The following is a 22,921-nucleotide window of genomic DNA, read 5'->3' as shown; positions in this document are numbered from 1 at the left end:
GGGCGGGGGCGGGTGTGCGGCCGGGGGCGGGAGGGGGCGTGCGGCCGAGGGCGAAGGCGCGACCGGGGGCGGGCGGGGCGCCGGGGGCAGGCGTGGGGCCGGGAGCGGGCGAGCGGGTCACCCACCCCGCACCCAGCCGGGCGGTGACCCCGCCGAGGAGCGCGCCGGCCAGCACGTCCGAGGGGTAGTGGACGCCGACCACCAGCCGCGACACGCACATCGCGGCGGCCAGCGGCGGTACGAGCCGCGCCCCGGCGGGCCGCAGGGCGCCGTAGGCGACGGCCGCCGCGGTCGCCGAAGTGGCGTGCGAGCTCGGGAAGGAGTGCCGCCCGGCGGTGCGCACCAGCGGCTCCCGGACGGCCGGCCGGGGCCGTCGCACCACCCGCTTCACCCCCATGCTGACCAGATGCGCGCCCGCGACCAGCGCCGCACCGCGCAGCCAGCCCGCGCGCCGCTCCCGGTCGACCGCCGCGGCGAGTGCCCCGCCCGCCAGCCACACCGCCCCGTGCTCCCCGGCGAACGAGAGCGCGCGGGCGGCGGCGGCCACCCGTGGCCGCGCGCCGCAGTCGCGCAGCGCCGACAGCAGCCGGTGGTCCGCGTCGCAGTACCGCATCTGCCACCCCGATTCCGTGGGACGGCCCCACCGATCGGCCGTCCGCCGTACGCGACTCTCCCTGGCGGCGGGGCCGGATCCGCGTCAATGCCGCTTGACACTCACTCAATCACCCATTTCGGTGAGTATCGCAATGAATAGGGCATATCACTACGCAGTGCGGAGAACCGCCGCTACGGTCACTGCCATGCCCGCCACCACCGCTCCGACCCCCGTGACCGGCTGGGGCCGCACCGCCCCGACGGCCGCCCGGCTGGTCCGACCGCGTACGTACGAGGAGGCGATGGCGGCCGTCCGCGCGGGCGGGGCGCGCGGGTCCATCGCCCGTGGCCTGGGCCGGGCGTACGGCGACGCGGCACAGAACGCGGGCGGCACCGTCCTGGACATGACCGGCCTCGACCGCGTCCGCACCATCGACGCCGAGGCGGGCGTGGTGGTCTGCGAGGCGGGGGTGAGCCTGCACCGCCTGATGGAAGTCCTGCTGCCACTGGGCTGGTTCGTGCCGGTGACGCCCGGGACGCGGTACGTCACGGTCGGCGGGGCGATCGGCGCGGACATCCACGGCAAGAACCACCACGGCTCGGGCGCGTTCTGCCGCCACGTCCGCGCGCTCGACCTCCTCACGGCGGACGGCACGGTCCACCGGCTCACCCCCACGGACGACCTGTTCCGGGCGACGGCGGGCGGCATGGGCCTGACGGGGCTGATCCTCGCGGCCGAGATCCAGCTCCACCCCGTACAGACGTCACTGATGACGGTGGACACGGAACGGGCGGCGGACCTGGACGACTTGATGGCGAGGCTGACGGCGACGGACCACCGCTACCGGTACTCGGTTGCGTGGATCGACCTGCTCGCCAAGGGCGCGAGGACGGGCCGCGCGGTCCTGACGAGGGGCGACCACGCGGGGCGCGAGGCCCTGCGCGGGCGCGCGCTCCGAGCCCCCCTGCGCTTCAACCCGCCCCAACTCCCGCCCCCACCACCCCACTTCCCGGGCGGCACCCTGACCCGCGCCTCGGTATCGGCCTTCAACGAGCTCTGGTACCGCAAGGCGCCCCGGCACCGGACGGGGGAACTCCAGTCGATCGCGAAGTTCTTCCACCCGCTGGACGGCGTCCCGCACTGGAACCGCATCTACGGCCGGGGCGGCTTCGTCCAGTACCAGTTCGTGGTCGGCCACGGCCAGGAGGAGGCCCTGCGCCGGGTGGTGCACCGGATCGCACGCCGGGGCTGCCCGTCCTTCCTCGCGGTCCTCAAGCGCTTCGGCGAGGCCGACCCCGGCTGGCTCTCCTTCCCGCTGCCCGGCTGGACCCTGGCCCTGGACATCCCGGCGGGCCTGCCGGGCCTGGGCGGCTTCCTGGACGAGCTGGACGAGGAGGTGGCGGGCGCGGGCGGCCGCGTCTACCTGGCGAAGGACGCCCGCGTACGCCCGGAGGTACTGGAGTCCATGTACCCGCGCCTGGCCGACTTCCGCGGCCTGCGCCGAGAGCTGGACCCGGACGGGGTCTTCGTCTCGGATCTCTCCCGCCGCCTGAACCTCTGACGAACGCCCACGTCCCAGGAGTTATGACAGGAGTTACGAGATGAAGGACGCCTTCGGCACCCCCCAGTCCCTGCTGGTCCTGGGCGGCACGTCCGAGATCGCCCTGGCCACGGCCCGCCGTCTGGTGGCGCGCCGCACCCGTACGGTGTGGCTGGCGGGCCGCCCCTCCCCCGCGCTGGACGCCGCCGCCTCCGAGCTGCGGGAGCTGGGCGCGGACGTGCACACCCTCGCCTTCGACGCGCTGGACGCGGAGTCCCACGAGCCTGCCCTGGCCAGGGTCTTCGCCCAGGGCGACATCGACATGGTCCTGCTGGCCTTCGGCATCCTGGGCGACCAGGTACGGGACGAGGGCTCGCCCCTGGCGGCGGTACGGGTCGCCCAGACGAACTACACGGGCGCGGTCTCGGCGTCCCTGATCTGCGCGAAGGCCCTCCAGACCCAGGGCCACGGCTCCCTGGTGGTCCTCTCCTCGGTGGCGGCCGAACGCGCCCGCCGCGCCAACTTCATCTACGGCTCCAGCAAGGCGGGCCTGGACGCCTTCACCCAGGGCCTGGGCGACGCGCTGCACGGCTCAGGAGTCCACGTGATGCTGATCCGCCCCGGCTACGTCCGCACCAAGATGACCACCGGCATCCCGGAGGCCCCTCTGGCCACGACCCCCGAGGCCGTGGCAGAAGCCATCGAGACGGGCCTGCGACGCCACTCGGAGGTGGTGTGGGTACCGGGATCACTGAGGGTGGTGATGTCGGCACTGCGGCATGTACCGCGACCGATTTTCCGGCGGTTGCCGGTATGAGCGACGTATGGGTGCCCGGTCGTCGTCTGCGGCCCGGTGGGCGGCTGGCCGCGCAGTTCCCCGCGCCCCTAGGGGGGGAAGGGTCGGCCGGAGAACCCAGCTCCGCCACGGGCCTGAAGGGGCGCGGGGAACGGCGCGGGAAGAGGCCACCGGCCCGCAGACGAACGAGGGTTTCCAGGGGCGCGGGGAACGGCGCGGGAAGAGGCCACCGGCCGGCAGACAAGCGCGCAGCGGGGTGCAGGGGCGCAGCCCCGCCAGGGGTGCAGGGGGCGGAGCCCCCGCAGACGGGGTCCGGGGGCGAAGCCCCCGGGAAACCACCTTCACCCCCACCCACCCCCGGAGGGTCTAGGGAAGGGGCGGGGAGGGGCAACCCTCAAGCCCGAACGGACGGCTCATCCCGAGACCCCCCCTGCACCGGCACCCCACTCAACCCAAACCCGTACTCGTACAGCTTCCGCCACACCCCATCCCCACCCTGCTCGTACAGAGCGAACCCCCCACACGTCCACTCCGCCTCGAACCCCGCCAGCTCGGCGAACGCCCGGTCCATCCCCTCCTCGGAGATCCCGTGCGCCACCGTCACATGCGGGTGGTACGGAAAGTGCAGCTCCCGCACCAGCGGCCCGGCCTCGTCCCGTACCCGCTGCTGCAACCACGCGCAATCCGCCCCGCCCTCGACGACCTGCACGAACACCACCGGCGACAGCGGCCGGAAGGTCCCGGTCCCCGACAGCCGCATCGGAAAGGCCCGCCCGGCCGCGGCGACCTCGGCGAGGTGCGTCCGGATCGCGGGCAGACACGCCGCGTCGACCTCGGTCGGCGGCAGGAGGGTGACATGCGTGGGAATCCCGTACGCGGCGGGATCCCCGAAGCCCGCGCGCCGCTCCTGGAGCAGGCTGCCGTACGGCTCCGGGACCGCGATCGAAACGCCGAGCGTTACGGTCCCCACGTCGTTCTCCTCCGTCGTTGTCCGGGTACGTCTGTGTCCGTCAGTGTTCTGTGTCCGTCAGTGTGCAGTGTGGCGGGCGCTCCGCCGTTCTGACCAGAGCCCTCCACCGGGCCCCGGGTCACACGGCCGGGGGCGCGGCCCGGCCCACGGGCCACGCCCGCGTACCAGCGCGCCCGCACGCCCCGCGCCGAAGCGCGGCTCAGTGCTTGGCGGGCAGGAACCCGACCCGCTCATACGCCGTGGCCAGCGTCTCGGCCGCCACCGCCCGGGCCTTCTCCGCACCCTTGGCCAGGATGGAGTCCAGCGTCTCGGGGTCGTCCAGATATTCCTGCGTCCGGTCCCGGAACGGCGTGACGAAGTCCACCATCACCTCGGCCAGGTCCGTCTTCAGCGCCCCGTACATCTTGCCCTCGTACGCCGTCTCCAGCTCGGTGATCGTCCGCCCGGTGAGGGTGGAGTAGATGCTCAGCAGGTTCGAGACGCCCGGCTTGTTCACGGCGTCGTACTTGATCACCGTGTCCGTGTCGGTGACCGCGCTCTTGACCTTCTTGGCCGTCGTCTTCGGCTCGTCGAGCAGGTTGATCAGACCCTTCGGCGTGGACGCCGACTTGCTCATCTTGATCGACGGGTCCTGGAGGTCGTAGATCTTCGCCGTCTCCTTGAGGATGTACGGCGCCGGGATCCTGAACGTCTCGCCGAACCGGCCGTTGAAGCGCTCGGCCAGGTCACGGGTGAGCTCGACGTGCTGGCGCTGGTCCTCGCCGACCGGGACCTCGTTGGCCTGGTAGAGCAGGATGTCCGCGACCTGGAGGATCGGGTACGTGAAGAGGCCGACCGTGGCGCGGTCGGCACCCTGCTTCGCCGACTTGTCCTTGAACTGCGTCATACGGGACGCCTCGCCGAAGCCCGCCAGGCAGTTCATCACCCAGGCGAGCTGGGCGTGCTCGGGCACATGGCTCTGCACGAAGAGCGTGCAGCGCTCCGGGTCGAGCCCGGCGGCGAGCAGCTGGGCGGCGGCGAGCCGCGTATTGGCGCGCAGCTCCTTCGGGTCCTGCGGCACGGTGATCGCATGCAGGTCCACGACCATGTAGAACGCGTCGTGGGACTCCTGCAGCGCCACCCACTGGCGGACCGCGCCGAGGTAGTTGCCGAGGTGGAACGAGCCTGCTGTGGGCTGGATTCCGGAGAGCACTCGCGGACGATGCTGCATGGCGGAGCCATTCCCCTGAGGGTGGTGGTGGGCGACGGGCGGGCGATCAGAGGCCATGCTCATCATTCTCTCAGGTACCGCCGACAGGTCGGAAATGGCTGTGGGCACGACCCGGTGAACCGGCCCTGGGACGAAGCGACGAAGGCGTCACCGACACCGCACGGACGGGTCCGGCCGGATCCGCGAACCTGTCCGGATCACATGGGAACCGATCCACCCCGGCCGGTGTATCTGAGGTGTGAGGACGCGGGAGGGGGGCCGGATCGACGTCGACGAGGCCGCGGTGATCGCACGCGTACGCGCCGGGGAGGCGGAGGCGTACGCCGACCTGGTGCGCGCCCACACAGCCGGGGCGTTACGGGTCGCGGCCGCGTTCGGCGCGGGGGCGGACGCGGAGGACGTGGTGCAGTCCGCGTTCTTCAAGGCGTACTGCTCCCTGGGCCGCTTCAAGGACGGCTCCCCGTTCCGCCCCTGGCTGATACGGATCGTGGTGAATGAGACGAGGAACACAGTGCGCTCCTCGGCCCGCCACCGCGCCGCCACGGGCCGGGAGGCGGCGCTGACGGAGGCCGAGCCGCTGATACCGGACTCGGCCGACCCGGCCGTGGCCGCGGTGGAGGAGGAGCGCCGGACGCGGCTGACGGCCGCGCTCGACGAGCTGAGCGAGGAGCACCGCCAGGTGGTGACCTGCCGCTATCTCCTGGAGATGGACGAGGCGGAGACGGCGGCCGCGCTGGGCTGGGCGCGCGGCACGGTGAAGTCCCGGCTCAACCGGGCGCTGCGGAAGCTGGGCCGGATCCTGCCGCCGGACGTCCTGGGAGGAGGTGAGGAGGAGCATGGGTGAGGGGGACGACGGCCGCCGCCAAGACGGTCCCCGCGAGACCGGCGCCGCCGCCGGTGGCGTGTCGCTGCCGAAGGAGCTGCGGGCGCTGGGCCGGGGCATCCGCGTGCCCGAGGTGGACGGCGAGTCGATGGCCGAGCGGGTGCTGGCCAGGATTCTCGCGGAACACGTGCCGGTGCCGGTGGCCGAGCCGCCGGGGCGGTGGGCGCGGGCCCGCGCCTGGGCCCGGCGCCGCCGGCGCGCCCTCGCGGCCGCGCTCTCGGGCCTGCTGGTGATAGCCGTCCTCACTCCCCCGGTCCGGGCGGCGGTGGCCGACTGGTTCGGCTTCGGCGGAGTGGCCGCCCGGGTCGACCCCTCGGCGTCGCGCGCCGGGCCGCCGGACGGCGGGGCGCCGGGGTGCACGGACGGAACGGGGCCGCTGTCGGTACGGGAGGCGGCGGCGCGGGCCGGGTTCGCTCCGCTGCTGCCGTCGGCCCTGGGCGAGCCGGTAGGGGCCACGGTCTCGGCGGACCGCCGGATCCTGTCAGTCTGCTGGCGCCCGGACGGCGGCCGGACGATCCGGATCGACGAGTTCCGGGCGACGCCCGCCCCGCTCTTCTACAAGACGATCCGCGTGCCCTGGGAATCGGTTCCGGTGCACGGCCAGGGCTCGGCGGTGTGGTTCAGCGAGCCCCATGAACTGCGGATGCTGCTGACCGACCCGGAAGGAAAGCCGTACGAACCGGTGGTGCGGACGGCCGGCCCGACCCTGGTCTGGCAGGAGCACGCCGAGCTGACCCTGCGCCTGGAGGGCGTGCCGTCGCAGTCCCGGGCGCGGGAGATCGCGGACTCCACGCCCTGAAAACCGGCACCCGGCAAAGGGGAACCCCGGCGCCTCGGCCGGTGTATCAGAAGTGACGCGGTACGGAGGGCCCGTACCGGGGTCGGCTGGGGGATCCCATGCGGTGGCGAGGAGCACGGACGGGGACGACGAGGAGAACGACGGCGACGGGGGTGGAGCTGGTGACGGGGATGGGGCTGGTGGCGAGAGCAGCGGCGCGAGTGGGCGCTGTGGTCCGGGGTCGGGGCGGGGGCCGCCCGGGGATTGCGGTCCGGGGCCGGGGCCGGGGCTGGGGCAGCGCGGGCTCGGCGGTCCCGGGCGAGGGCGGGGGCGGCCACGGCGTGGTGGCCCCAGGCAGGGGCAGGGGCAGGGGCCGGGCCGGCGTGGCGGTCCGGGGCAGTGGCCGCCCCGGCGTGGCCGTTCGGTGCCCGGGCCCTGCCGGGCGAAGGCGTGGCGGATCCGCGGTGCGCGGGTTCCTGTCCCTCGCCATGGCGATGACCCTGGGCCTGATGCTCGTCCCGGCCGCCCACGCGGGTGGCCCGACCAGCGTGCTGATCGTGTCCCCGGAGAGCGAGCAGACGGCCGCGCGCTACCACTCGGACGCGGACTACTCGGCCCTGATGACCCTGCTCGGCGAGCCGGGCCAGGGCGTGAAGGAGCGCCCGCCGTCGCTGGACGCGGCGATGCACTCCCGCCAGACCAATGTGACGTGGATGGTCCACGACATGAGCCCCTGGCGGCTGGACCGGGTTTTCACCAGCGACGACAGCAACACCGTCTGGATACACACGGCGGCCGACCTCCCCCGCACCTTCAACGGCTGCTGGCACCGCGCCAAGCGCCCCGCCGAGCTGCGGGCCCTGCTGAGGAAGCTGGGGGTGACGGGCCCCGTCACCGGGCAGGGCTCGCCCGGCGTCGCGCCCCAGCAGTGGACCACCCCGCCGGCCGAACCGGAGGACACGCCCGCGCCCGAAGCCGAGGGCGGGCGAGCCGAGGAGGCAGCCCGGACCGGTCTGTCCGCCTCCACCGACTCGACGTCGGCCGGCTGGTGGTGGGCCCTGCCGGGCCTGATCGTGGGAGCCGCACTGGCCCTGCTCATACGGCCGTGGGCGACCCGGCTCCCCGCGACCGTCACGGCCTCCTGGCGGGCCCGCGACGACGGGCCGCGCCAGGAGCTGCGGGACATGCCCGACCGGGACGACCCGGACCGCCCGAGCGGTGGCACCTAGCCCGGCCCGATTCGTTCCGGTCCGGCCGAGCCCGGTCCGGGCAGTCCGGCCCGGCCAGTCCGGCCTAGTCCGTCGGCAGGCCCGGTGCCGGGAACGCGGCCATCAGCTCGGCCACCTCGGCGCGGATGACCGCGAGGGCGTCCTCGTCGCCGGTGCGGGCCGCGGTGACGCCGCGGTCGATCCAGTCGGCCACGGCCGCCATGTGCTGGGTGCCCAGACCACGGGAGGTGAGGGAGGGCGTGCCGATCCGGATGCCCGAGGGGTCGAACGGCTTCCTCGGGTCGTAGGGGACGGTGTTGTAGTTGACGACGATCCCGGCCCGGTCGAGGGCCTTGGCGGCGACCTTGCCCGGGACGTCCTTGGGGGTGAGGTCCATCAGGATCAGATGGTTGTCGGTGCCGCCGGAGACCAGGTCGAAGCCGCGCGCGAGGAGCTGCTCGGCGAGGGCCCGGGCGTTGGCGACGACGGACCGGGCGTAGTCACGGAAGGAGGGCTGGGCCGCCTCGCGCAGGGCGACGGCGATGGCCGCGGTGGTCTGGTTGTGCGGGCCGCCCTGGAGGCCGGGGAAGACGGCCTTGTCGATGGCCTTGGCGTGCTCCTCGCGGGACATGAGCATCGCGCCGCGCGGGCCGCGCAGGGTCTTGTGGGTGGTCGTGGAGATCACGTCCGCGTACGGGGCCGGGGACGGGTGGGCGCCACCGGCGATCAGACCCGCGATGTGGGCGACGTCGGCGACCAGGACGGAGCCCGCCTCCCGGGCGATCTCCGCGAAGGCGGCGAAGTCGATGGTGCGGGGAAGGGCGGTGCCACCACAGAAAATGATCTTCGGGCGTTCCTTGAGGGCGAGTTCGCGCACCTCGTCGAAGTCGATCAGGCCGGTGTCGTGGCGTACGCCGTACTGGACGCCGCGGAACCAGCGGCCGGTGGCGGAGACGCCCCAGCCGTGGGTGAGGTGGCCGCCCATCGGCAGGGCCATGCCCATCACGGTGTCGCCGGGCTCGGCGAAGGCGAGGTAGACGGCGAGGTTGGCGGGCGAGCCGGAGTAGGGCTGGACGTTGGCGTGCTCGACGCCGAAGAGCGCCTTGGCCCGCTCCACGGCGAGGGTCTCGACCTGGTCGATGTTCTGCTGGCCCTCGTAGTAGCGGCGGCCCGAGTAGCCCTCGCTGTACTTGTTCTGGAGCACCGTGCCGGAGGCTTCGAGGACGGCCTGCGAGACGTAGTTCTCGCTGGGGATCAGCCGCAGGGTGTCCGACTGCAACCGCTCCTCGGCGGCGACGAGCGCGGCGAGTTCGGGGTCGGTGGCGGAAAGGGCCGGGTGGGAAAGGGGCAGGCTCATGGCGTCCTCCGGGGTCCGTCGTGGTCCCGGGTGCCCAGGCGGGCGGCACCTCGTGCGCGTGGCACGCACGGCTTCCCCGGGGTCGCTTCCCCGTGCGCCAGTCGCCGTACGTACCACCCACCCTAATGGGCGCGCCGGGAATCAAGGTTTCCCCGTCCAGCATCCGAGCGACGATAGAAACTGGGCGCTACCCCCGTCCCACGCCGCACGATGAAACGGAGACCCCGTGTCGACTACATCGGACGCCATCCGCTCTGCCGAGGCTCACAGTGCGCACAACTACCATCCGCTGCCCGTCGTCGTCGCCTCGGCCGAGGGCGCGTGGATGACGGATGTCGAGGGGCGCCGCTTCCTCGACATGCTCGCCGGGTACTCGGCGCTCAACTTCGGCCACGGCAACCGCCGGCTGATCGACGCGGCCAAGGCGCAGCTGGAGAGAGTGACGCTCACGTCGAGGGCGTTCCACCACGACCGGTTCGCCGAGTTCTGCGGGCAGTTGGCGCAGTTGTGCGGCAAGGAGATGGTGCTGCCCATGAACACGGGGGCGGAGGCGGTGGAGACGGCCGTGAAGACCGCCCGGAAGTGGGGGTACCGGGTCAAGGGGGTGCCCGACGGGATGGCGAAGATCGTGGTCGCCGCCAACAACTTCCACGGGCGGACGACCACGATCGTCAGCTTCTCCACGGACCCGGAGGCCCGCGCGGACTACGGGCCGTACACCCCGGGGTTCGAGATCGTGCCGTACGGGGATCTGACCGCGCTGTCGGCGGCCGTCACCGAGAACACCGTGGCGGTGCTGCTGGAGCCGATCCAGGGCGAGGCCGGGGTGCTGGTTCCGCCGGCCGGATATCTGCCGGGCGTACGGAAGTTGACGGCCGAGCGAAACGTGCTGTTCATCGCGGACGAGATCCAGTCGGGCCTGGGCCGGACCGGGAAGACGTTCGCGTGTGAGCACGAGGACGTGGTGCCCGATCTGTATGTGCTGGGCAAGGCGCTGGGCGGTGGGGTGGTGCCGGTCTCGGCGGTGGTGGGCTCGGCGGAGGTGCTCGGGGTCTTCCGCCCCGGTGAGCACGGCTCGACCTTCGGCGGCAACCCGCTGGCGTGCGCGGTCGGTCTGGAGGTCATCGCGATGCTGCGCACCGGCGAGTACCAGCAGCGGGCGACCGAGCTCGGCGAGCACCTCCACCACGAGTTGGGCCTGTTGGCCGGCACCGGGGCGGTGGAGTCGGTGCGCGGGCGCGGGCTGTGGGCGGGCGTCGACATCGACCCGGCGTTCGGGACGGGACGGCAGATCTCCGAGCGGCTGATGGACCGGGGCGTGCTGGTCAAGGACACCCATGGCTCGACGATCCGGATCGCCCCGCCGCTGGTGATCAGCAAGGAGGACCTGGACTGGGGGCTCGACCAGCTGAGGGCGGTGCTGGCGCAGGAGTAGCCACCAGCGGGGCGGGCGGGGCGGGCGGGGCGGGGCCGGGCCGGGCAACCGGCTTCCGCGGCAGGACCGTTGACAAGGTCGATGGTCCAGACCAATGATGCGGCCATGCCGAGACCCCGTACCGCGCGCGCCGTCTCCGTGGCCCGCGCCGCGTCCGCCCTGCTCGTCCCCCTGCTGCTGCTCGTCGGGCTGTCCGGGCCCGCGCGGGCGGACTGGCCCGATCCGGTGCCCGTCGTGTCGCACGTCGAGACGGACAAGCCGGTCGTCTTCATCACGATCGACGACGGCTGGAACCATGACCCGGCCGCGCAGCGGCTGCTGCTCGAACGGCAGGTGCCCGCCTCGCTGTTCCTGCTGCCGGGGGCGTACGCGTACGACCCGGACTACTTCCGTACGCTCCTCGACCACGGGCCCTCGCGGGTGGAGAACCACACGGTCGACCACCCGGATCTGACGACGCTCGACGCGGCGGGCCAGCGGGCGCAGCTGTGCGGGGCGCGGGACGCGCACCTCGCCCGGTTCGGGGCGGAGCCCCGGCTGGCGCGTCCGCCGTACGGGGCGTACGACGCCACCACGCGCACCACGGCCCGGGCGTGCGGGGCGAAGGCGCTGGTGACGTGGACGTACGACCTGACGACCTGGGGGCAGTGGACGCCCGCCGTGCCGCGGCTGAGGTCCGGGGACATCGTGCTGCTGCACTTCAACGACACGGTGGCGACCGATCTGGCACGGGTGCTGGCGGCGGCCGACGCGGCGGGGCTGAGGCCCGCGCCGCTGCGGGACTACATCGCCGAGTAGGCGCGCCGCCCGGCCCGCTAGCGGATCACATGGGGGACGAACCGCGCGTACTCGTCCGTGATCGGGCCCGAGGACTCGCGGATGCCCAGACCCGCCGCCTCGTCCTCGACGACCCAGGCGCCGAGGACGACCCGGTTCCCGTCGAAGTCGGGGAGCGGGGAGAGGGCCTGGTAGCAGGCGGGCTCGTCGCGCAGGACGGGCGGCGCGCCGGGGGCGTGGATCTCGACCCCGGCGCCCTCCCGGCCGAGCAGCGGCTTGGAGACGTATCCGCCGGAGCCGGCCAGCTCGCGCGGACCGTCCAGATAGGCGGGAAGCAGGTTCGGGTGGCCGGGGTAGAGCTCCCACAGGATCGCGAGCAGCGCCTTGTTGGAGAGCAGCATCTTCCAGGCGGGCTCGATCCAGCAGGTGCTGCCGGTGCCGCCGCCGTTGTCGAGCGTCTCCAGGACGTGCGGGGCGAACCGGTCCGTGGTCAGCCACTCCCACGGGTAGAGCTTGAAGCAGCTGCGGATGAACCGGAGGCGGTCGTCGACGAAGCGGCCGGTCAGCGCGTCCCAGCCGATGCGCTCGACCGACAGCGCCTCCGTCTCGATGCCCGCCTGCTCGGCCGTCTCGCGCAGATACGCGACGGTCATCAGGTCCTCGCCGAGCTCGTCGTCGTCCGAGTGGGCGAAGTGGAGCGGGCCGGGCGGGAGCAGCGGCGCCTGCCGCTTCCAGGCGGCGATCAGCCGCTCGTGGAGCGAGTTCCACTGGTCGGCGCCGGGGAAGCGCTCCTCCATCCAGAACCACTGAGGGCTGGCCGCCTCGACGAGTGAGGTGGGGGTGTCGGCGTTGTACTCCAGCATCTTGGCCGGGCCGGTGCCGTCGTAGCGCAGGTCGAAGCGGCCGTACAGGGAGGGGAGTTCGGCGCGGCGGTGCCAGGACTCGGCGACCCGGGCGACGAGCGCCGGGTCGGTGATCCCGAGGTCCGCGAAACGGTTCCGCTCGACGATGTGCGCGGCCGCCGCCAGACACATCGTGTGCAGCTCCTCGACGACCTCCTCCAGGGCCTCGACCTCGGGGAGGGTGAACGAGTAGTACGCGCTCTCGTCCCAGTACGGGCGCAGTGAACCGTCCGGGTAGCGGGTGAGGGGGTAGATCAGGCCCTGGGCCTCGACGGTCTGCTGCCAGCCCGGGCGCGGGTCGATGCGGTGCCGCTGCATCGGTCAGCCGCCGACCGAGCCGGAGTGGCCGCCGAAGCCGCCCCGGTCCACGCCGCCGGAGGAGCCGGAGGAGGTGGAGGAGCCCGAGGTGCCGGAGGAAGTGCTTCCGGAGGAGGTGCTTCCGGAGGAGGTGGACGAGCCGGAGCCGGAGCCGGAGCCGGAGCGGTTGAAGGAGCCGCCGTAGACGATGCCGTTGCGGGTGTAGCCGCCGTAGTAGTACGAGCCGTTGCCGCCGCTCTTGCACTCGTACTTGGGGAGCTCCTGGCGCGAGACGGGGTCGACACAGCGGCGGTCCGGCTCGTGGGAGCACGCCGCCAGCGTGGCGGCGAGCACCCCCATGCCGCCGAGTACCACCGTCGTGGACCGGAATCTGCGCATGTGCGGGCCTCTCCCTCGCGATCTCGTACGTATGTCTGGGACGTGATCCGGCCACACCCTAGTTCCCGCCCATCTCGGGAGGAGAATCCGTTCGCTCATACCCCTTGAACTCCCTTCCATTACAGTCCGTCTGTGCTCTTTGGGATGATCTGCGCGCTGGGGTCGGCGGTCTGCTACGGCACCGCGACGGTTCTTCAGGCGGTGGCGGCGCGGGCCGCGTCCGCGTCGGCGGCGGGGTCCGAGCCGGGGGCCGAGGCCGGGGCCGGGTCCGGGGCGGCGGAGGCCGGGGTCGATCCCGCGCTGTTGCTGCGGGCGGTGCGGCAGTGGCGCTATATCGCCGGGCTCGGGCTCGACGGGCTCGGGTTCGTGCTCCAGATCGTGGCGCTGCGAGCCGTGCCGATCTACGCGGTCGGGGCGGCGCTGGCCGCGTCGCTCGCCGTGACGGCGGTGGTCGCGGCGCGGGTGCTCGCGGTGCGGCTCTCCGGTACGGAGTGGGCGGCGGTCGGGGTCGTCTGCGCCGGGCTGGCGATGCTGGGGCTGGCGTCCGGCTCGGAGGGCCACGAGCACGGGCCCGCCGCGCTGCCCTGGGCGCTGCTCGGGGTCGCGGTGGCGATCCTGCTGGCCGGGGCGGTCGCCGGACGGTTGCCCGGGCGGGCGCGGGCGCTCGTGCTGGGCCTCGGGGCGGGGTGCGGGTTCGGGGTGGTCGAGGTCGCGGTGCGGCTCATCGACTCCGTCGACCTGACGAACCCGGCGGTGTACGCGCTGCTGGTGGGTGGGGGTGCGGCGTTCCTGCTGCTCACGTCGGCGCTCCAGCGGGGGTCGGTGACGACGGCTACGGCGGGGATGGTGCTGGGGGAGACGGTGGGGCCGGCGCTGGTGGGGGTGGGGTGGTTGGGGGACCGTACGCGGGAGGGGTTGGGGTGGTTGGCGGTTTTGGGGTTCGGGGTGGGGGTTTTGGGGGCGTTGGCGTTGGCGCGGTTCGGTGAGGCGCCGGAATCCCCCACCCCGCCCCTTCCCTGAACCCTCCGGGGGTGGGTGGGCGGCTCCCTGACCCCGCCTTCGTCCGCAGACCGTGGCCGGTTGCTCGCGCCGTTCCCCGCGCCCCTGACCCCGCCTTCGTCCGCAGACCGTGGCCGGTTGCTCGCGCAGTTCCCCGCGCCCCTGAAGACACGGGGCCTGCGGCCCCTGTCCCCACCGCTCCCCGCAACCCCGGAGCATCCCGACCCCCTAGGGGCGCGGGGAACGGCGCGAGAAGCGGCCACGACCCGCAGACGAACGCGGCCCTTCAGGGGCGCGGGGAACGGCGCGAGCAACCCACCACCACCCGCAGACAAAGACCGGGCCCAAACAGGGGCGCGGGGAACTGCGCGAGCAACCCGCCACCGGCCCGCAGACAAAGTCCGGGCGTCTCCTACGGCAGCACCCTGCACAGCGCGTCCAGGGCCCCCGCCCACCCCGAATCCGGTGGCGCGCCGTACCCCACCACCAGCGCGTCCCGCGCAGACCGTGTCGCCGGGTGGCGGAAGGCCGAGAGGCCCTGGAGGGCCAGGCCCTGCCAGGCCGCGGCCTGGATCACCGCGCGCTCCGTGCCCGCCGGAAGCTCCAGGACCGCGTGCAGGCCCGCCGCGATCCCGCTCACCCTGACCTCCGGCGCCCGCGCCGCCAGCGCCGCCACCAGCTGGTCGCGCCGACGCCGGTAGCGCAGCCGCATCCCCCGCACATGGCGGTCGTACGCGCCGGACGCGATGAACTCCGCCAGCGTCAGCTGGTCGAGCGCGCCGCAGGACCAGTCGACGTCGCCCTTCGCCTCGGCCACCTCCCCCGCCAGCCGCTCCGGCAGCACCATCCAGGCCAGCCGCAGCCCGGGCGCCAGCGACTTGCTGGCCGTGCCGAGGTAGACGACGTGCTCGGGGTCGAGGCCCTGCAACGCCCCCACCGGCTGGCGGTCGTAGCGGAACTCGCCGTCGTAGTCGTCCTCCAGGATCAGCCCGTCCGTGGCCCGCGCCCAGTCCACCACCGCCGCGCGCCGGTCCGACGGCAGCGCGACCCCGACCGGGAACTGGTGCGCGGGCGTCAGCAGCACCGCCCCCAGCCCCTTCAGCGCGCCCAACTCGCCCGTCAGCGAGCCGTGTTCGTCGAAGGGCAGCGGCGGGGTGCGCAGCCCGGCCCGTACCAGCAGGTCCCGGTGGACGTCGAGGCCGTACGACTCGACGCCGATCTCGCGCACCCGGCGCGCCCGCAGCACGCGCCCGAGCAGCATCAGCCCGTGTACGAAACCCGCGCAGACGACGATGCGTTCGGGGTCCGCGTGGACCCCGCGCGCCCGCGCCAGATACTCGGCCAGGACCGTGCGCAGCTCCACGCGGCCGCGCGGGTCGCCGTAGCCGAAGGCCTCGTGGGGCGCGGCCGTCAGCGCCCGCCGGGACGCCTTCAGCCACTCGGCGCGCGGAAAGGACGCCAGGTCGGGGCTGCCCGCGATCAGGCTGTACGCGGGGGTGCGGCGCGCCGCATGGCGGGGGCCGGACGGCTGGGGGCGGCGCGGCGCGGTCCGCTGGGCCACCCGGGTCCCGGAGCCCTGACGGGCGGTGAGCCAACCCTCGGCGACGAGTTCGGCGTACGCGTCGGCCACCGTGTTGCGCGCGACGCCCAGGTCGGCGGCGAGCGAGCGCGACGAGGGCAGCCGGGCGCCCGGCGCGAGCCTGCCGCTGCGTACGGCCTCGCGCAGCGCGTCCATGAGGCCGGCGCGCAGCCCGCCGGCGCCCACCTCCACATGGAAGTCGACACCGAAGACTTCGGCCAGGGTTCCCGCGGAAGTGGCCCAGGATTCCACCATGAAAATGGACCATACCCGTGTGCCATGTGCCGCGTACCGTCACTTCCATGACGACGCCGCACGGGAACACAGAGAAGACAGGGACCACTGGGGGCGCAGTGACTGCGAACGGCGAGAAGGGAGCCGCTCCCTACGTGGCCGAGCACACCCCCCGGCTGCACTGGGCCAAGGCCGCCCCGGACGTCTACAAGGCCATGGTCAAGCTGGAGGCGGCGGCCGGGCGCGGGGTGGATCCGGTGATCCACGAGCTGGTCAAGATCCGTGCCTCGCAGCTCAACCACTGCGCCTTCTGCCTCGACATGCACACCAAGGACGCCCTCGCGGCGGGCGAGTCGGTGGAGCGGATCGTGCAGCTCAGCGCCTGGGAGGAGTCCCAGCACTTCTACACCGAGCGGGAGCTGGCCGCGATCGAGCTGACCGAGGCGATCACCGTCCTGACCGACGGGTTCGTGCCGGACGAGGTGTACGCCAAGGCGGCCGCGCAGTTCGACGCGACCGAGCTGGGCCATCTGATCGCGGCGATCACGGTGATCAACGCCTGGAACCGCTTCGGTGTCAGCACCCGGATGGTCCCGGGCCACTACACCCCGGGGATGTACAAGTGACCGCCCGGGCCTGGCAGGTCCCCCAGGAGGTCTACCGGGCCCTGGCGGGCGTGAGCGCGGCGGCCAAGAAGGCGCTCGACCCGACCCTGACGGAGCTGGTCATGGTCCGCGCCTCGCAGCTCAACCACTGCGCTTTCTGCCTGGACATGCATCTCGACCTCGCGCGCGAGCACGGCGAGACCGAGGGACGGCTCGATCTCGTCGCGGCCTGGCACGAAGCGGGCGACCGCTTCAGTGAGCGCGAGCGTGCGGCCCTCGCCCTCACCGAAGGGATAACGGTCCTGACCGACGGATTCGTTCCCGACGAGCTGTACGCGCTCGCGGGCAAGCACTTCGACGAGACCGAACTCGCCCATCTCATCGCCGCGATCATCGCCATCAACAGCTGGAACCGGCTGATGGTGGCCCGGCGCACCGCACCCGGAGAGACCGAATGGCACAGCTGACCCCCGTCGCCGCCTTCCGCGCCCTGCACCACGGGCGCGGCCCCGGCGACCCCCTGATCCTGCCCGGCCCGTGGGACGCGGCCAGCGCACGGGTCTACGAGGAGGCGGGCTTCCCGGCACTCGCCACGCCGAGCGCGGGGGTCGCCGCCTCGCTCGGCTACGCGGACGGCGAGACGCCCGGGGACGAGATGTTCGCGGCGGTCGCGAGGATCGTGCGGGCCGTCTCCGTGCCCGTCTCGGCGGACGTCGAGGGCGGCTACGGCCTCTCCCCCAAGGAGCTGGTGGCCCGGCTCCTGGAGACCGGCGCGGTCGGCTGCAACCTGGAGGACTCCGCCGACGGCGCCCTCAAGGACCCGGCCCGCCACGCCGACTGGCTGGCGGAGATCCGCGCGGAGGCCGGGGACCAGCTCTTCGTCAACGCGCGCGTGGACACCTACATCGAGGGCGTGAACGACCTGGACGCCACGATCGCGCGGGCGCGCGCGTACGTGGCGGCGGGCGCCGACTGCGTCTACCCGTACGGCGCCCCCGCCGAGCACCTGCCGAAGATCGCCGCCGCCGTGCCGGCCCCGGTCAACCAGGTCGCGCTCGCGGACGGCCCCACCCCGCGCCGCCTCGGCGAACTCGGCGCCTCCCGCGTCACGTTCGGCCCGCTCCTCCAGCGCCGCGCGATGAAGTCCGTACGGGAGGCCGCGGAGCACCTGCGCGCGGGGTGAGCCCCGGGCCCCTTCTCACTTGGGTGAGAAGGTGCCCAGCACCTGGCTGAGAATCCCGCGCTGCGCGGGCCAGTCCTCGTCCGGGCCGTACACGAGGACCGTGTACGGCACCCCGTTCCCCGCGACGAAGGCGCGGGCGATCCCCTGGATGCGGTCGGTCTGGAAGGTGCGGTTGTACGCGTACACCAGCTCGGCCGCGTCGGTGGTGGTCACCTCGGTCATCCGGCGCAGCGAGATCTCCTCGTAACCGCGGTTGTAGGCGAGGTTCTTCGAGGTGATGCGCAGCGCCTCGTACGGGGTGATGCCGGGTTCGGTCAGCCGGAACATCTGGAGCAGGTACCGCTGGTCGGGCGAGCGGTAGAGGGCGCTGCTGCGCTCCTCGGTGCGGCTCCAGGCGGCCGGCACGGCCACGCTCCAGCCGAGCGGGTCCTCCACCCGGCGGTAGCCGTCCGGCACGGGCGCGCCCCCGGTGTCGGGCGTGGCGGTGTCCGTGGCCCCCTGCGTCGGCGTGGCGGTGGTCGCCTCGCCGGTGGGGGTGTCCGTGGGGGTGTCCGTGGCGCTCTCGCCCGGGCTGTCGCTCGGCGTGCTCACCGAGGCCGAGGAGGAGGTTGTGGCCACTCCCCCGCTCCCGGAGCCGTCGTCCCTGCCCCACAGCAGCCAACCGCCCACCAGACCGCCCGCGAGGACCGCCGCCACGACCCCGGCCACGACCGCCCGCTGTCGCCGCTTCCCCGGCTCCACCGGCGCGTACGGGGGCGGGTACGCCGGATCGCGCGGCAGCTCGTACGCCCCTTGAGTCTCCGCGTCGTGATACACGCCCGGCTCCGGGACGGGCCGACGCGGCGCGACCGGTGGCGGCTCCGGCGGCAAGGGCGGCGGCTGCCCGAACAGCGCCCCCGACGAGGGCCCGTACGAGGGCGGGGCGGCGGGCGGGGCGGCGGGCGGGGCCGGTGGCCAGGGGGCTCCGCGCGGCGGCGGTTCGCCCTGCTCCCAGCTCTGCGTCTCGTCGTTCCAGCGGGCGCCCCCGCCACCGCGTCGTGCGCTCATGGCCTCAGCCGCCCAGGAGCGTGGTGAGCGTCCTGCCGACGGCGGCGGCCGAGGCGAGGACGCCGGTGAGGCCCTCCGCGTCGGCGAGCGCCCGGCGCAGTCGGGCGAGGCGCCCCGGGCTCGCGGCGCCCGCCGAGGCGATCTCGTCCTCCGCGTCGGCCGCCGCGCCGTCCAGCGCCCGGATGCGCTCGCCCGCGACCGCCCGCGCGAGGTCGGCGCGCAACTCCCTGATCGCTTGCAGCAGTTCCGCCTGCGCCGGGTCGGCCGGCGCCCCGCCCTGCTGGTTGGTCACGGTGTTGTGGTCACCGATGGCCATCGCGCCCACCACACTGCCGATGCTGATGCCGCCGCGCTGCTTGCCCTGCCCGTCATCCCTCGCCACGCCCGTCTCCCGTTCTTCCTCTGCCCGTTCGGTTGATCACCGTGTTGCGGTCGCCGATCGCGATGGCTCCCTTGGCGGTCTCGATGAACGTCGCCCCCTCGGCGACGTTGACGATCTTCTGGACGAACTCGTCCGTCTCGTATCCCGCCTCCTGGAGCGCGAGCCGCACTCCGTTGGCCACCCGGTCCTGGATCGACTTCAGATAGCGGCTGACGTCCATCTCCTGGAAGAGCGAGGCGTCGTCGTCGGAGCCGAGCTCGCGCACCGCCCGCACCGGCCCCTCCGGCAGCGCCCGGCCGTGCCCGCCGGTGGCGAGCCGCCACAGTGAGACGAGCCCGCGCCACAGCGTGACCACCGCGCGCCCGGCGGCGGCCGGGGTGTTCCCCATCGCCCAGGCGGCCTTGCCGAAGCGGTTGTTGTGCCGGTAGCGGTGGGCGGCCCGGTCGGCGTCCTGGTACAGCTGCTTCACCGGCCGCAGCACATGCGGGGCGACCTCCAGCATCAGCATCCCGCCCTGGGTGTGCACCCGAACGAAGACCGTGGTGACGATCTCCTCGTCCCAGCCGCCGACCCGGATCCGCAGGAAGTGCCGCCGGGTCTCGCCGCCCTCCTCGATCGAGTGCGCGCGGTGCTCCTCGAAGGCGCGGGCGGTGTACGGGGCGTCCGCGCGGGTCGGCAGTCCGACCACCGGCAGGAACACGATCTCGTCGAGCTCCAGCTCGCGCAGCCGGTCGCGGACCGCGTCGGCGCGCTGCGGCGAGCCGTGCGGGGACGGGACGCGCAGGGATTCCAGGAGCGGCACGATCCGGCGCAGGATCGCGCTGTTGTCGAGCGGGTCGGGCTCGTGGTCCTTGCCGGGGCGCAGCTCGACCGAGAGGGACCACGGCTCGTACGGCCGACCGGCCCCGCAGAACGGGTTGGCGACCCGGTAGAGCACCAGCGGCGCGTGCTGCTCGGCGCGGATGCGGCGGGACAGGCGCTGGAAGCGGAGGCCGTCGGCGGCCTCGGCCGGGTCCTCGGGGAGGGCCGGGAACCGGGGTCTGGAGAGCTCCTCGGTGAGCGACTTGGCGAACTGGCCGCGCTGCGCGGCGACCGCCCACGCCAGCAGCAGCGGCAGCACCAGCGCGCACCAGGCCTGGATGCGGGCGTCGCCGGAGGTGTGTCCGAACCTCCCGGGCAGCTCCACCGCGCCGCCGCGCAGGGCGGGCTCCAGCAGGAAGGCCAGGGCCCACAGATAGAGTCCCCATCCGGCCCAGCGCACGTACCAGCCGATGACCCGGCGGGCCAGCGGCGGCCGCTCCAGCGGCCCCCGGATCAGCCCGGCCAGGGTGAACAGCGCGAACGCCGGGAGGTAGAGCAGGATCAGCCACTGGGTGAGCGGGACGGCCACGATCCACAGCAGCACGATGGCGGCGGACCAGCCGAGCTCCATGCGCCGGGCGCGCAGGGCGTGCGCGAGCACACGCGCCGCGTCGATGCCCAGCGAGGGGGCGGCGATGCGCTCCTCGTGGACGTACAGCTCGTCGATGACGGCGTCGCGGAAGGCCCCGTCCAGATACGCGCCGGCGCACAGCAGCCGGGTGGCCTCGCTCGCGCCGGGCACCCTGGGGCCCACCGGACCGCCCGGCCCGGGACGCCCCGGCTGCTGCGGCAGGTAGGTCTGCGTCAACGGTCCCCCCGATGAGCGAACTCCCCACACCCACAGACGAGTTGCCTGTGACGGAGGCCACAGCGTAGAGGAGGCGCGCCGTCCGTGTCGTACGCCAAAAAGACCACCCCCGACAGCCTGGTGAGGCTGCCGGGGGTGGCGGGTGAGCCGGGGCTCAGGTGGTACTAGATGAGGCCGAGCTCGCGGACCGCGTCGCGCGCCGGTCCTCGATGGCTCCGCTCGCACTGCTCGGCCCCGGGGGGCCTCACAGGCTTCGTGGAGCCGGCCGGCCTCCGACCGGCGAGCGCGGGGCTCAGATGAGGCCGAGCTCGCGTACCGCGTCGCGCTCTTCCTTGAGCTCCTGGACCGAGGCGTCGATGCGGGCGCGGGAGAAGTCGTTGATCTCCAGGCCCTGGACGATCTCGTACGTGCCGTTCTTGACGGTGACCGGGAAGGACGAGATGAGGCCCTCGGGGACGCCGTAGGAGCCGTCCGACGGGATGCCCATGGAGGTCCAGTCGCCCTCGGCGGTGCCGTTGACCCAGGTGTACACGTGGTCGATGGCGGCGTTGGCGGCGGAGGCGGCCGACGAGGCGCCACGGGCCTCGATGATCGCGGCGCCGCGCTTGGCGACGGTCGGGATGAAGGTGTCGGCCAGCCACGCCTCGTCGTTCACCAGCTCGGCGGCGTTCTTGCCGGCGACCTCGGCGTGGAAGATGTCCGGGTACTGGGTGGCCGAGTGGTTGCCCCAGATGGTCAGGCGCTTGATGTCCGAGACGGCCGCGCCGGTCTTCTTCGCGAGCTGCGAGATGGCCCGGTTGTGGTCCAGCCGGGTCATCGCGGTGAAGCGCTCGGCCGGTACGTCCGGGGCCGCCGCCTGGGCGATCAGGGCGTTGGTGTTGGCCGGGTTGCCGACGACGAGGACCTTGATGTCGTCCGCCGCGTTGTCGTTGATGGCCTTGCCCTGCGGCTTGAAGATGCCGCCGTTGGCGGAGAGCAGGTCGCCGCGCTCCATGCCCTTGGTACGCGGGCGGGCACCGACGAGCAGCGCCACGTTGGCACCGTCGAACGCGACGTTCGGGTCGTCGGTGATCTCGATGCCGCGCAGCAGCGGGAAGGCGCAGTCGTCGAGCTCCATGGCGGTGCCCTCGGCGGCCTTCAGGCCCTGCGGGATCTCCAGGAGACGGAGGTTGACCGGCACATCCGCGCCGAGCAGGTGACCGGAGGCGATACGGAAGAGCAGCGCGTAGCCGATCTGTCCGGCCGCGCCGGTGACGGTGACATTCACGGGAGTGCGGGTCATGGCGATCTCCGTTTAGAACAGCAGGTGGTGGGGGTTGTGCCCCTAGTTCCGGCTATCTCTTCACGTCAAGGTCCGGTTCGGGGCCGATCCGTCCCGATGCGTCCCGAACTGAATCTTGACGTGAAGAGATATCCAGCGGTCAGGCTATCCGACCCCGGCCGTCCCGAACCCCCGCCCCCCTGTGGGACGCCTCACCCGGTGGCCCGTCCGGGCCATCACCGCCGTACCGTGCAGCCCGTCTTCCCGCTGACGAGGGTCGCGCACGCCTTCGCCGAGGCCGGGCCGTCGACCGCGAGCATCTGGGTGTACGCGTCCTTGTCCGCGTCCACCGTCCCGGTGCCGCCCGCCGTGCTGCCCGTGCTGATCTGCACCTTGTCACCGGGCGCGGCCTGCTGGATGCGGGCCCAGGCGGCCTGGCAGGTCTGGCTGTAGCGGACCTGGACCAGGGCGGCGCCGACCTTCGCGGACGCGACCGTCCTGGCGAACGCGCCGCCGCACCCCATCACTTCCGGGTCCTGCCCGGTGCAGCTGTCGCGGGCGCACTTGACACCCGCGGGCAGCGAGGGCGCCGCGGAGGTGGGCGTGGCGGAGAGGGCCGGGGCCGCCTTGTCGTCCCCGCCGCCCCCCAGATCGGTGAGCAGCACGGCCGCGGCGATGACGAGCAGGGCGCCCACGACGCCGACCGCGAACATCACCAGTCTGCGCCGCCCGCCGGTGCCCCCGCCCTCGCCACCCCGGCCGAGCCCGTCGCGGGCCGGGCCCCGCGGCGGTACGGACCGGCCCGGGCCCGGCTC

Annotated in this window: 22 protein-coding genes, 1 pseudogene and 1 riboswitch; of the genes and pseudogenes, 11 read left to right on the top strand and 12 right to left on the bottom strand. The window is 73.5% G+C overall.

Annotated features, from left to right (window positions below):
- Window positions 1-118 precede the first annotated feature (118 nt).
- Window positions 119-613, bottom strand: a pseudogene (locus ABD236_RS06855) (phosphatase PAP2 family protein); the annotation flags it as partial.
- A gap of 187 nt (window positions 614-800) precedes the next feature.
- Here ABD236_RS06855 and dprE1 point away from each other — a divergent pair.
- On the top strand, window positions 801-2,156 hold the full coding sequence (dprE1, locus tag ABD236_RS06850; RefSeq protein WP_344071300.1) for a decaprenylphosphoryl-beta-D-ribose oxidase: 1,356 nt from the start codon (window positions 801-803) through the stop codon (window positions 2,154-2,156).
- Window positions 2,157-2,196: 40 nt separating this feature from the next.
- On the top strand, window positions 2,197-2,952 hold the full coding sequence (gene dprE2, locus ABD236_RS06845; RefSeq protein ID WP_344071298.1) for a decaprenylphospho-beta-D-erythro-pentofuranosid-2-ulose 2-reductase: 756 nt from the start codon (window positions 2,197-2,199) through the stop codon (window positions 2,950-2,952).
- A 373-nt stretch (window positions 2,953-3,325) separates the two neighbouring features.
- Here the strand turns inward: dprE2 and ABD236_RS06840 are convergent, their stop codons facing one another.
- Together ABD236_RS06840 and trpS are read right to left on the bottom strand one after the other, a co-directional pair.
- Window positions 3,326-3,901 carry a 2'-5' RNA ligase family protein gene (locus tag ABD236_RS06840; protein WP_344071295.1) on the bottom strand — a complete coding sequence of 192 codons (576 nt, stop codon included), beginning with the start codon at window positions 3,899-3,901 and terminating at the stop codon, window positions 3,326-3,328.
- Between the two features lie 199 nt (window positions 3,902-4,100).
- Window positions 4,101-5,111 (bottom strand): tryptophan--tRNA ligase, encoded by a 1,011-nt coding sequence (trpS, locus tag ABD236_RS06835; RefSeq protein ID WP_344071293.1) that lies wholly within the window; start codon window positions 5,109-5,111, stop codon window positions 4,101-4,103.
- 238 nt (window positions 5,112-5,349) lie between these two features.
- Here trpS and ABD236_RS06830 point away from each other — a divergent pair, with 238 nt between their 5' ends.
- The 3 genes from ABD236_RS06830 to ABD236_RS06820 all read left to right on the top strand — a co-directional run bounded on the left by ABD236_RS06830 (window position 5,350) and on the right by ABD236_RS06820 (window position 8,001).
- Entirely contained in the window at window positions 5,350-5,955 is a 606-nt protein-coding gene (locus ABD236_RS06830; RefSeq protein WP_344071291.1) for an RNA polymerase sigma factor, read from the top strand.
- Window positions 5,948-6,793 (top strand): hypothetical protein, encoded by an 846-nt coding sequence (locus ABD236_RS06825; RefSeq protein ID WP_344071289.1) that lies wholly within the window; start codon window positions 5,948-5,950, stop codon window positions 6,791-6,793. The genes ABD236_RS06830 and ABD236_RS06825 overlap by 8 nt, the downstream gene beginning before the upstream one ends.
- A 443-nt stretch (window positions 6,794-7,236) precedes the next feature.
- Window positions 7,237-8,001: a hypothetical protein gene (locus ABD236_RS06820; protein ID WP_344071286.1), complete on the top strand. Its 765-nt coding sequence runs from the start codon at window positions 7,237-7,239 to the stop codon at window positions 7,999-8,001.
- Between the two features lie 64 nt (window positions 8,002-8,065).
- Here ABD236_RS06820 and ABD236_RS06815 read toward each other — a convergent pair whose 3' ends face one another.
- On the bottom strand, window positions 8,066-9,337 hold the full coding sequence (locus tag ABD236_RS06815) for a serine hydroxymethyltransferase (RefSeq protein WP_344071284.1): 1,272 nt from the start codon (window positions 9,335-9,337) through the stop codon (window positions 8,066-8,068).
- Between the two features lie 25 nt (window positions 9,338-9,362).
- A riboswitch (ZMP/ZTP riboswitch) is annotated at window positions 9,363-9,452 on the bottom strand.
- A 111-nt stretch (window positions 9,453-9,563) separates the two neighbouring features.
- On the opposite strand from ABD236_RS06815, the gene rocD reads away from it, so the two are divergent.
- The gene (rocD, locus tag ABD236_RS06810) at window positions 9,564-10,772 is read left to right on the top strand and encodes an ornithine--oxo-acid transaminase (RefSeq protein WP_344071282.1); all 1,209 of its coding nucleotides are present in this window, start codon (window positions 9,564-9,566) and stop codon (window positions 10,770-10,772) included.
- 105 nt (window positions 10,773-10,877) lie between these two features.
- Complete coding sequence (locus tag ABD236_RS06805) at window positions 10,878-11,570, top strand: polysaccharide deacetylase family protein (protein WP_344071280.1); 693 nt, start codon at window positions 10,878-10,880, stop codon at window positions 11,568-11,570.
- Window positions 11,571-11,587: 17 nt separating this feature from the next.
- On the opposite strand, the gene ABD236_RS06800 is transcribed toward ABD236_RS06805, so the two are convergent.
- Both ABD236_RS06800 and ABD236_RS06795 read right to left on the bottom strand, forming a co-directional pair.
- The gene (locus tag ABD236_RS06800; protein ID WP_344071277.1) at window positions 11,588-12,769 is read right to left on the bottom strand and encodes a glutathionylspermidine synthase family protein; all 1,182 of its coding nucleotides are present in this window, start codon (window positions 12,767-12,769) and stop codon (window positions 11,588-11,590) included.
- Window positions 12,770-12,772: 3 nt separating this feature from the next.
- Window positions 12,773-13,147, bottom strand: coding sequence for a hypothetical protein (locus ABD236_RS06795; RefSeq protein WP_344071274.1), 375 nt, complete (start codon window positions 13,145-13,147; stop codon window positions 12,773-12,775).
- Between the two features lie 144 nt (window positions 13,148-13,291).
- Between ABD236_RS06795 and ABD236_RS06790 the strand changes: the two genes are divergently transcribed.
- Complete coding sequence (locus ABD236_RS06790) at window positions 13,292-14,167, top strand: DMT family protein (RefSeq protein WP_344071430.1); 876 nt, start codon at window positions 13,292-13,294, stop codon at window positions 14,165-14,167.
- A gap of 391 nt (window positions 14,168-14,558) precedes the next feature.
- Here ABD236_RS06790 and pdxR read toward each other — a convergent pair whose 3' ends face one another.
- Entirely contained in the window at window positions 14,559-15,980 is a 1,422-nt protein-coding gene (pdxR, locus tag ABD236_RS06785) for a MocR-like pyridoxine biosynthesis transcription factor PdxR (RefSeq protein WP_344071272.1), read from the bottom strand.
- 47 nt (window positions 15,981-16,027) lie between these two features.
- Here pdxR and ABD236_RS06780 point away from each other — a divergent pair, with 47 nt between their 5' ends.
- The 3 genes from ABD236_RS06780 to ABD236_RS06770 are packed head-to-tail and all read left to right on the top strand — an operon-like array spanning window position 16,028 to window position 17,747.
- Window positions 16,028-16,585, top strand: coding sequence for a carboxymuconolactone decarboxylase family protein (locus ABD236_RS06780; RefSeq protein WP_344071271.1), 558 nt, complete (start codon window positions 16,028-16,030; stop codon window positions 16,583-16,585).
- A complete protein-coding gene (locus ABD236_RS06775; protein WP_344071269.1) occupies window positions 16,582-17,031 on the top strand; it encodes a carboxymuconolactone decarboxylase family protein in 450 nt (149 codons plus the stop codon). Before ABD236_RS06780 ends, ABD236_RS06775 begins: the two co-directional genes overlap by 4 nt.
- Window positions 17,028-17,747 carry an isocitrate lyase/PEP mutase family protein gene (locus tag ABD236_RS06770; RefSeq protein ID WP_344071429.1) on the top strand — a complete coding sequence of 240 codons (720 nt, stop codon included), beginning with the start codon at window positions 17,028-17,030 and terminating at the stop codon, window positions 17,745-17,747. Before ABD236_RS06775 ends, ABD236_RS06770 begins: the two co-directional genes overlap by 4 nt.
- Window positions 17,748-17,762: 15 nt before the next feature.
- On the opposite strand, the gene ABD236_RS06765 is transcribed toward ABD236_RS06770, so the two are convergent.
- From ABD236_RS06765 to ABD236_RS06745, 5 genes are all read right to left on the bottom strand, one after another.
- Window positions 17,763-18,794, bottom strand: coding sequence for a hypothetical protein (locus ABD236_RS06765; protein WP_344071267.1), 1,032 nt, complete (start codon window positions 18,792-18,794; stop codon window positions 17,763-17,765).
- A gap of 4 nt (window positions 18,795-18,798) precedes the next feature.
- Window positions 18,799-19,176 (bottom strand): hypothetical protein, encoded by a 378-nt coding sequence (locus ABD236_RS06760; protein WP_344071265.1) that lies wholly within the window; start codon window positions 19,174-19,176, stop codon window positions 18,799-18,801.
- On the bottom strand, window positions 19,163-20,845 hold the full coding sequence (locus ABD236_RS06755; RefSeq protein WP_344071263.1) for a hypothetical protein: 1,683 nt from the start codon (window positions 20,843-20,845) through the stop codon (window positions 19,163-19,165). The genes ABD236_RS06760 and ABD236_RS06755 overlap by 14 nt, the downstream gene beginning before the upstream one ends.
- 292 nt (window positions 20,846-21,137) lie before the next feature.
- A complete protein-coding gene (locus tag ABD236_RS06750) occupies window positions 21,138-22,127 on the bottom strand; it encodes a malate dehydrogenase (protein WP_344071261.1) in 990 nt (329 codons plus the stop codon).
- Window positions 22,128-22,342: 215 nt separating this feature from the next.
- Window positions 22,343-22,921: DUF2690 domain-containing protein (locus tag ABD236_RS06745; protein WP_344071259.1), on the bottom strand; the 579-nt coding region annotated here is incomplete at its 5' end.

Origin of the sequence: Streptomyces crystallinus (genome assembly GCF_039521265.1) — a bacterium.
GTDB lineage: Bacteria > Actinomycetota > Actinomycetes > Streptomycetales > Streptomycetaceae > Streptomyces > Streptomyces crystallinus.
This window is presented reverse-complemented; position numbering and strand designations above follow the sequence as displayed.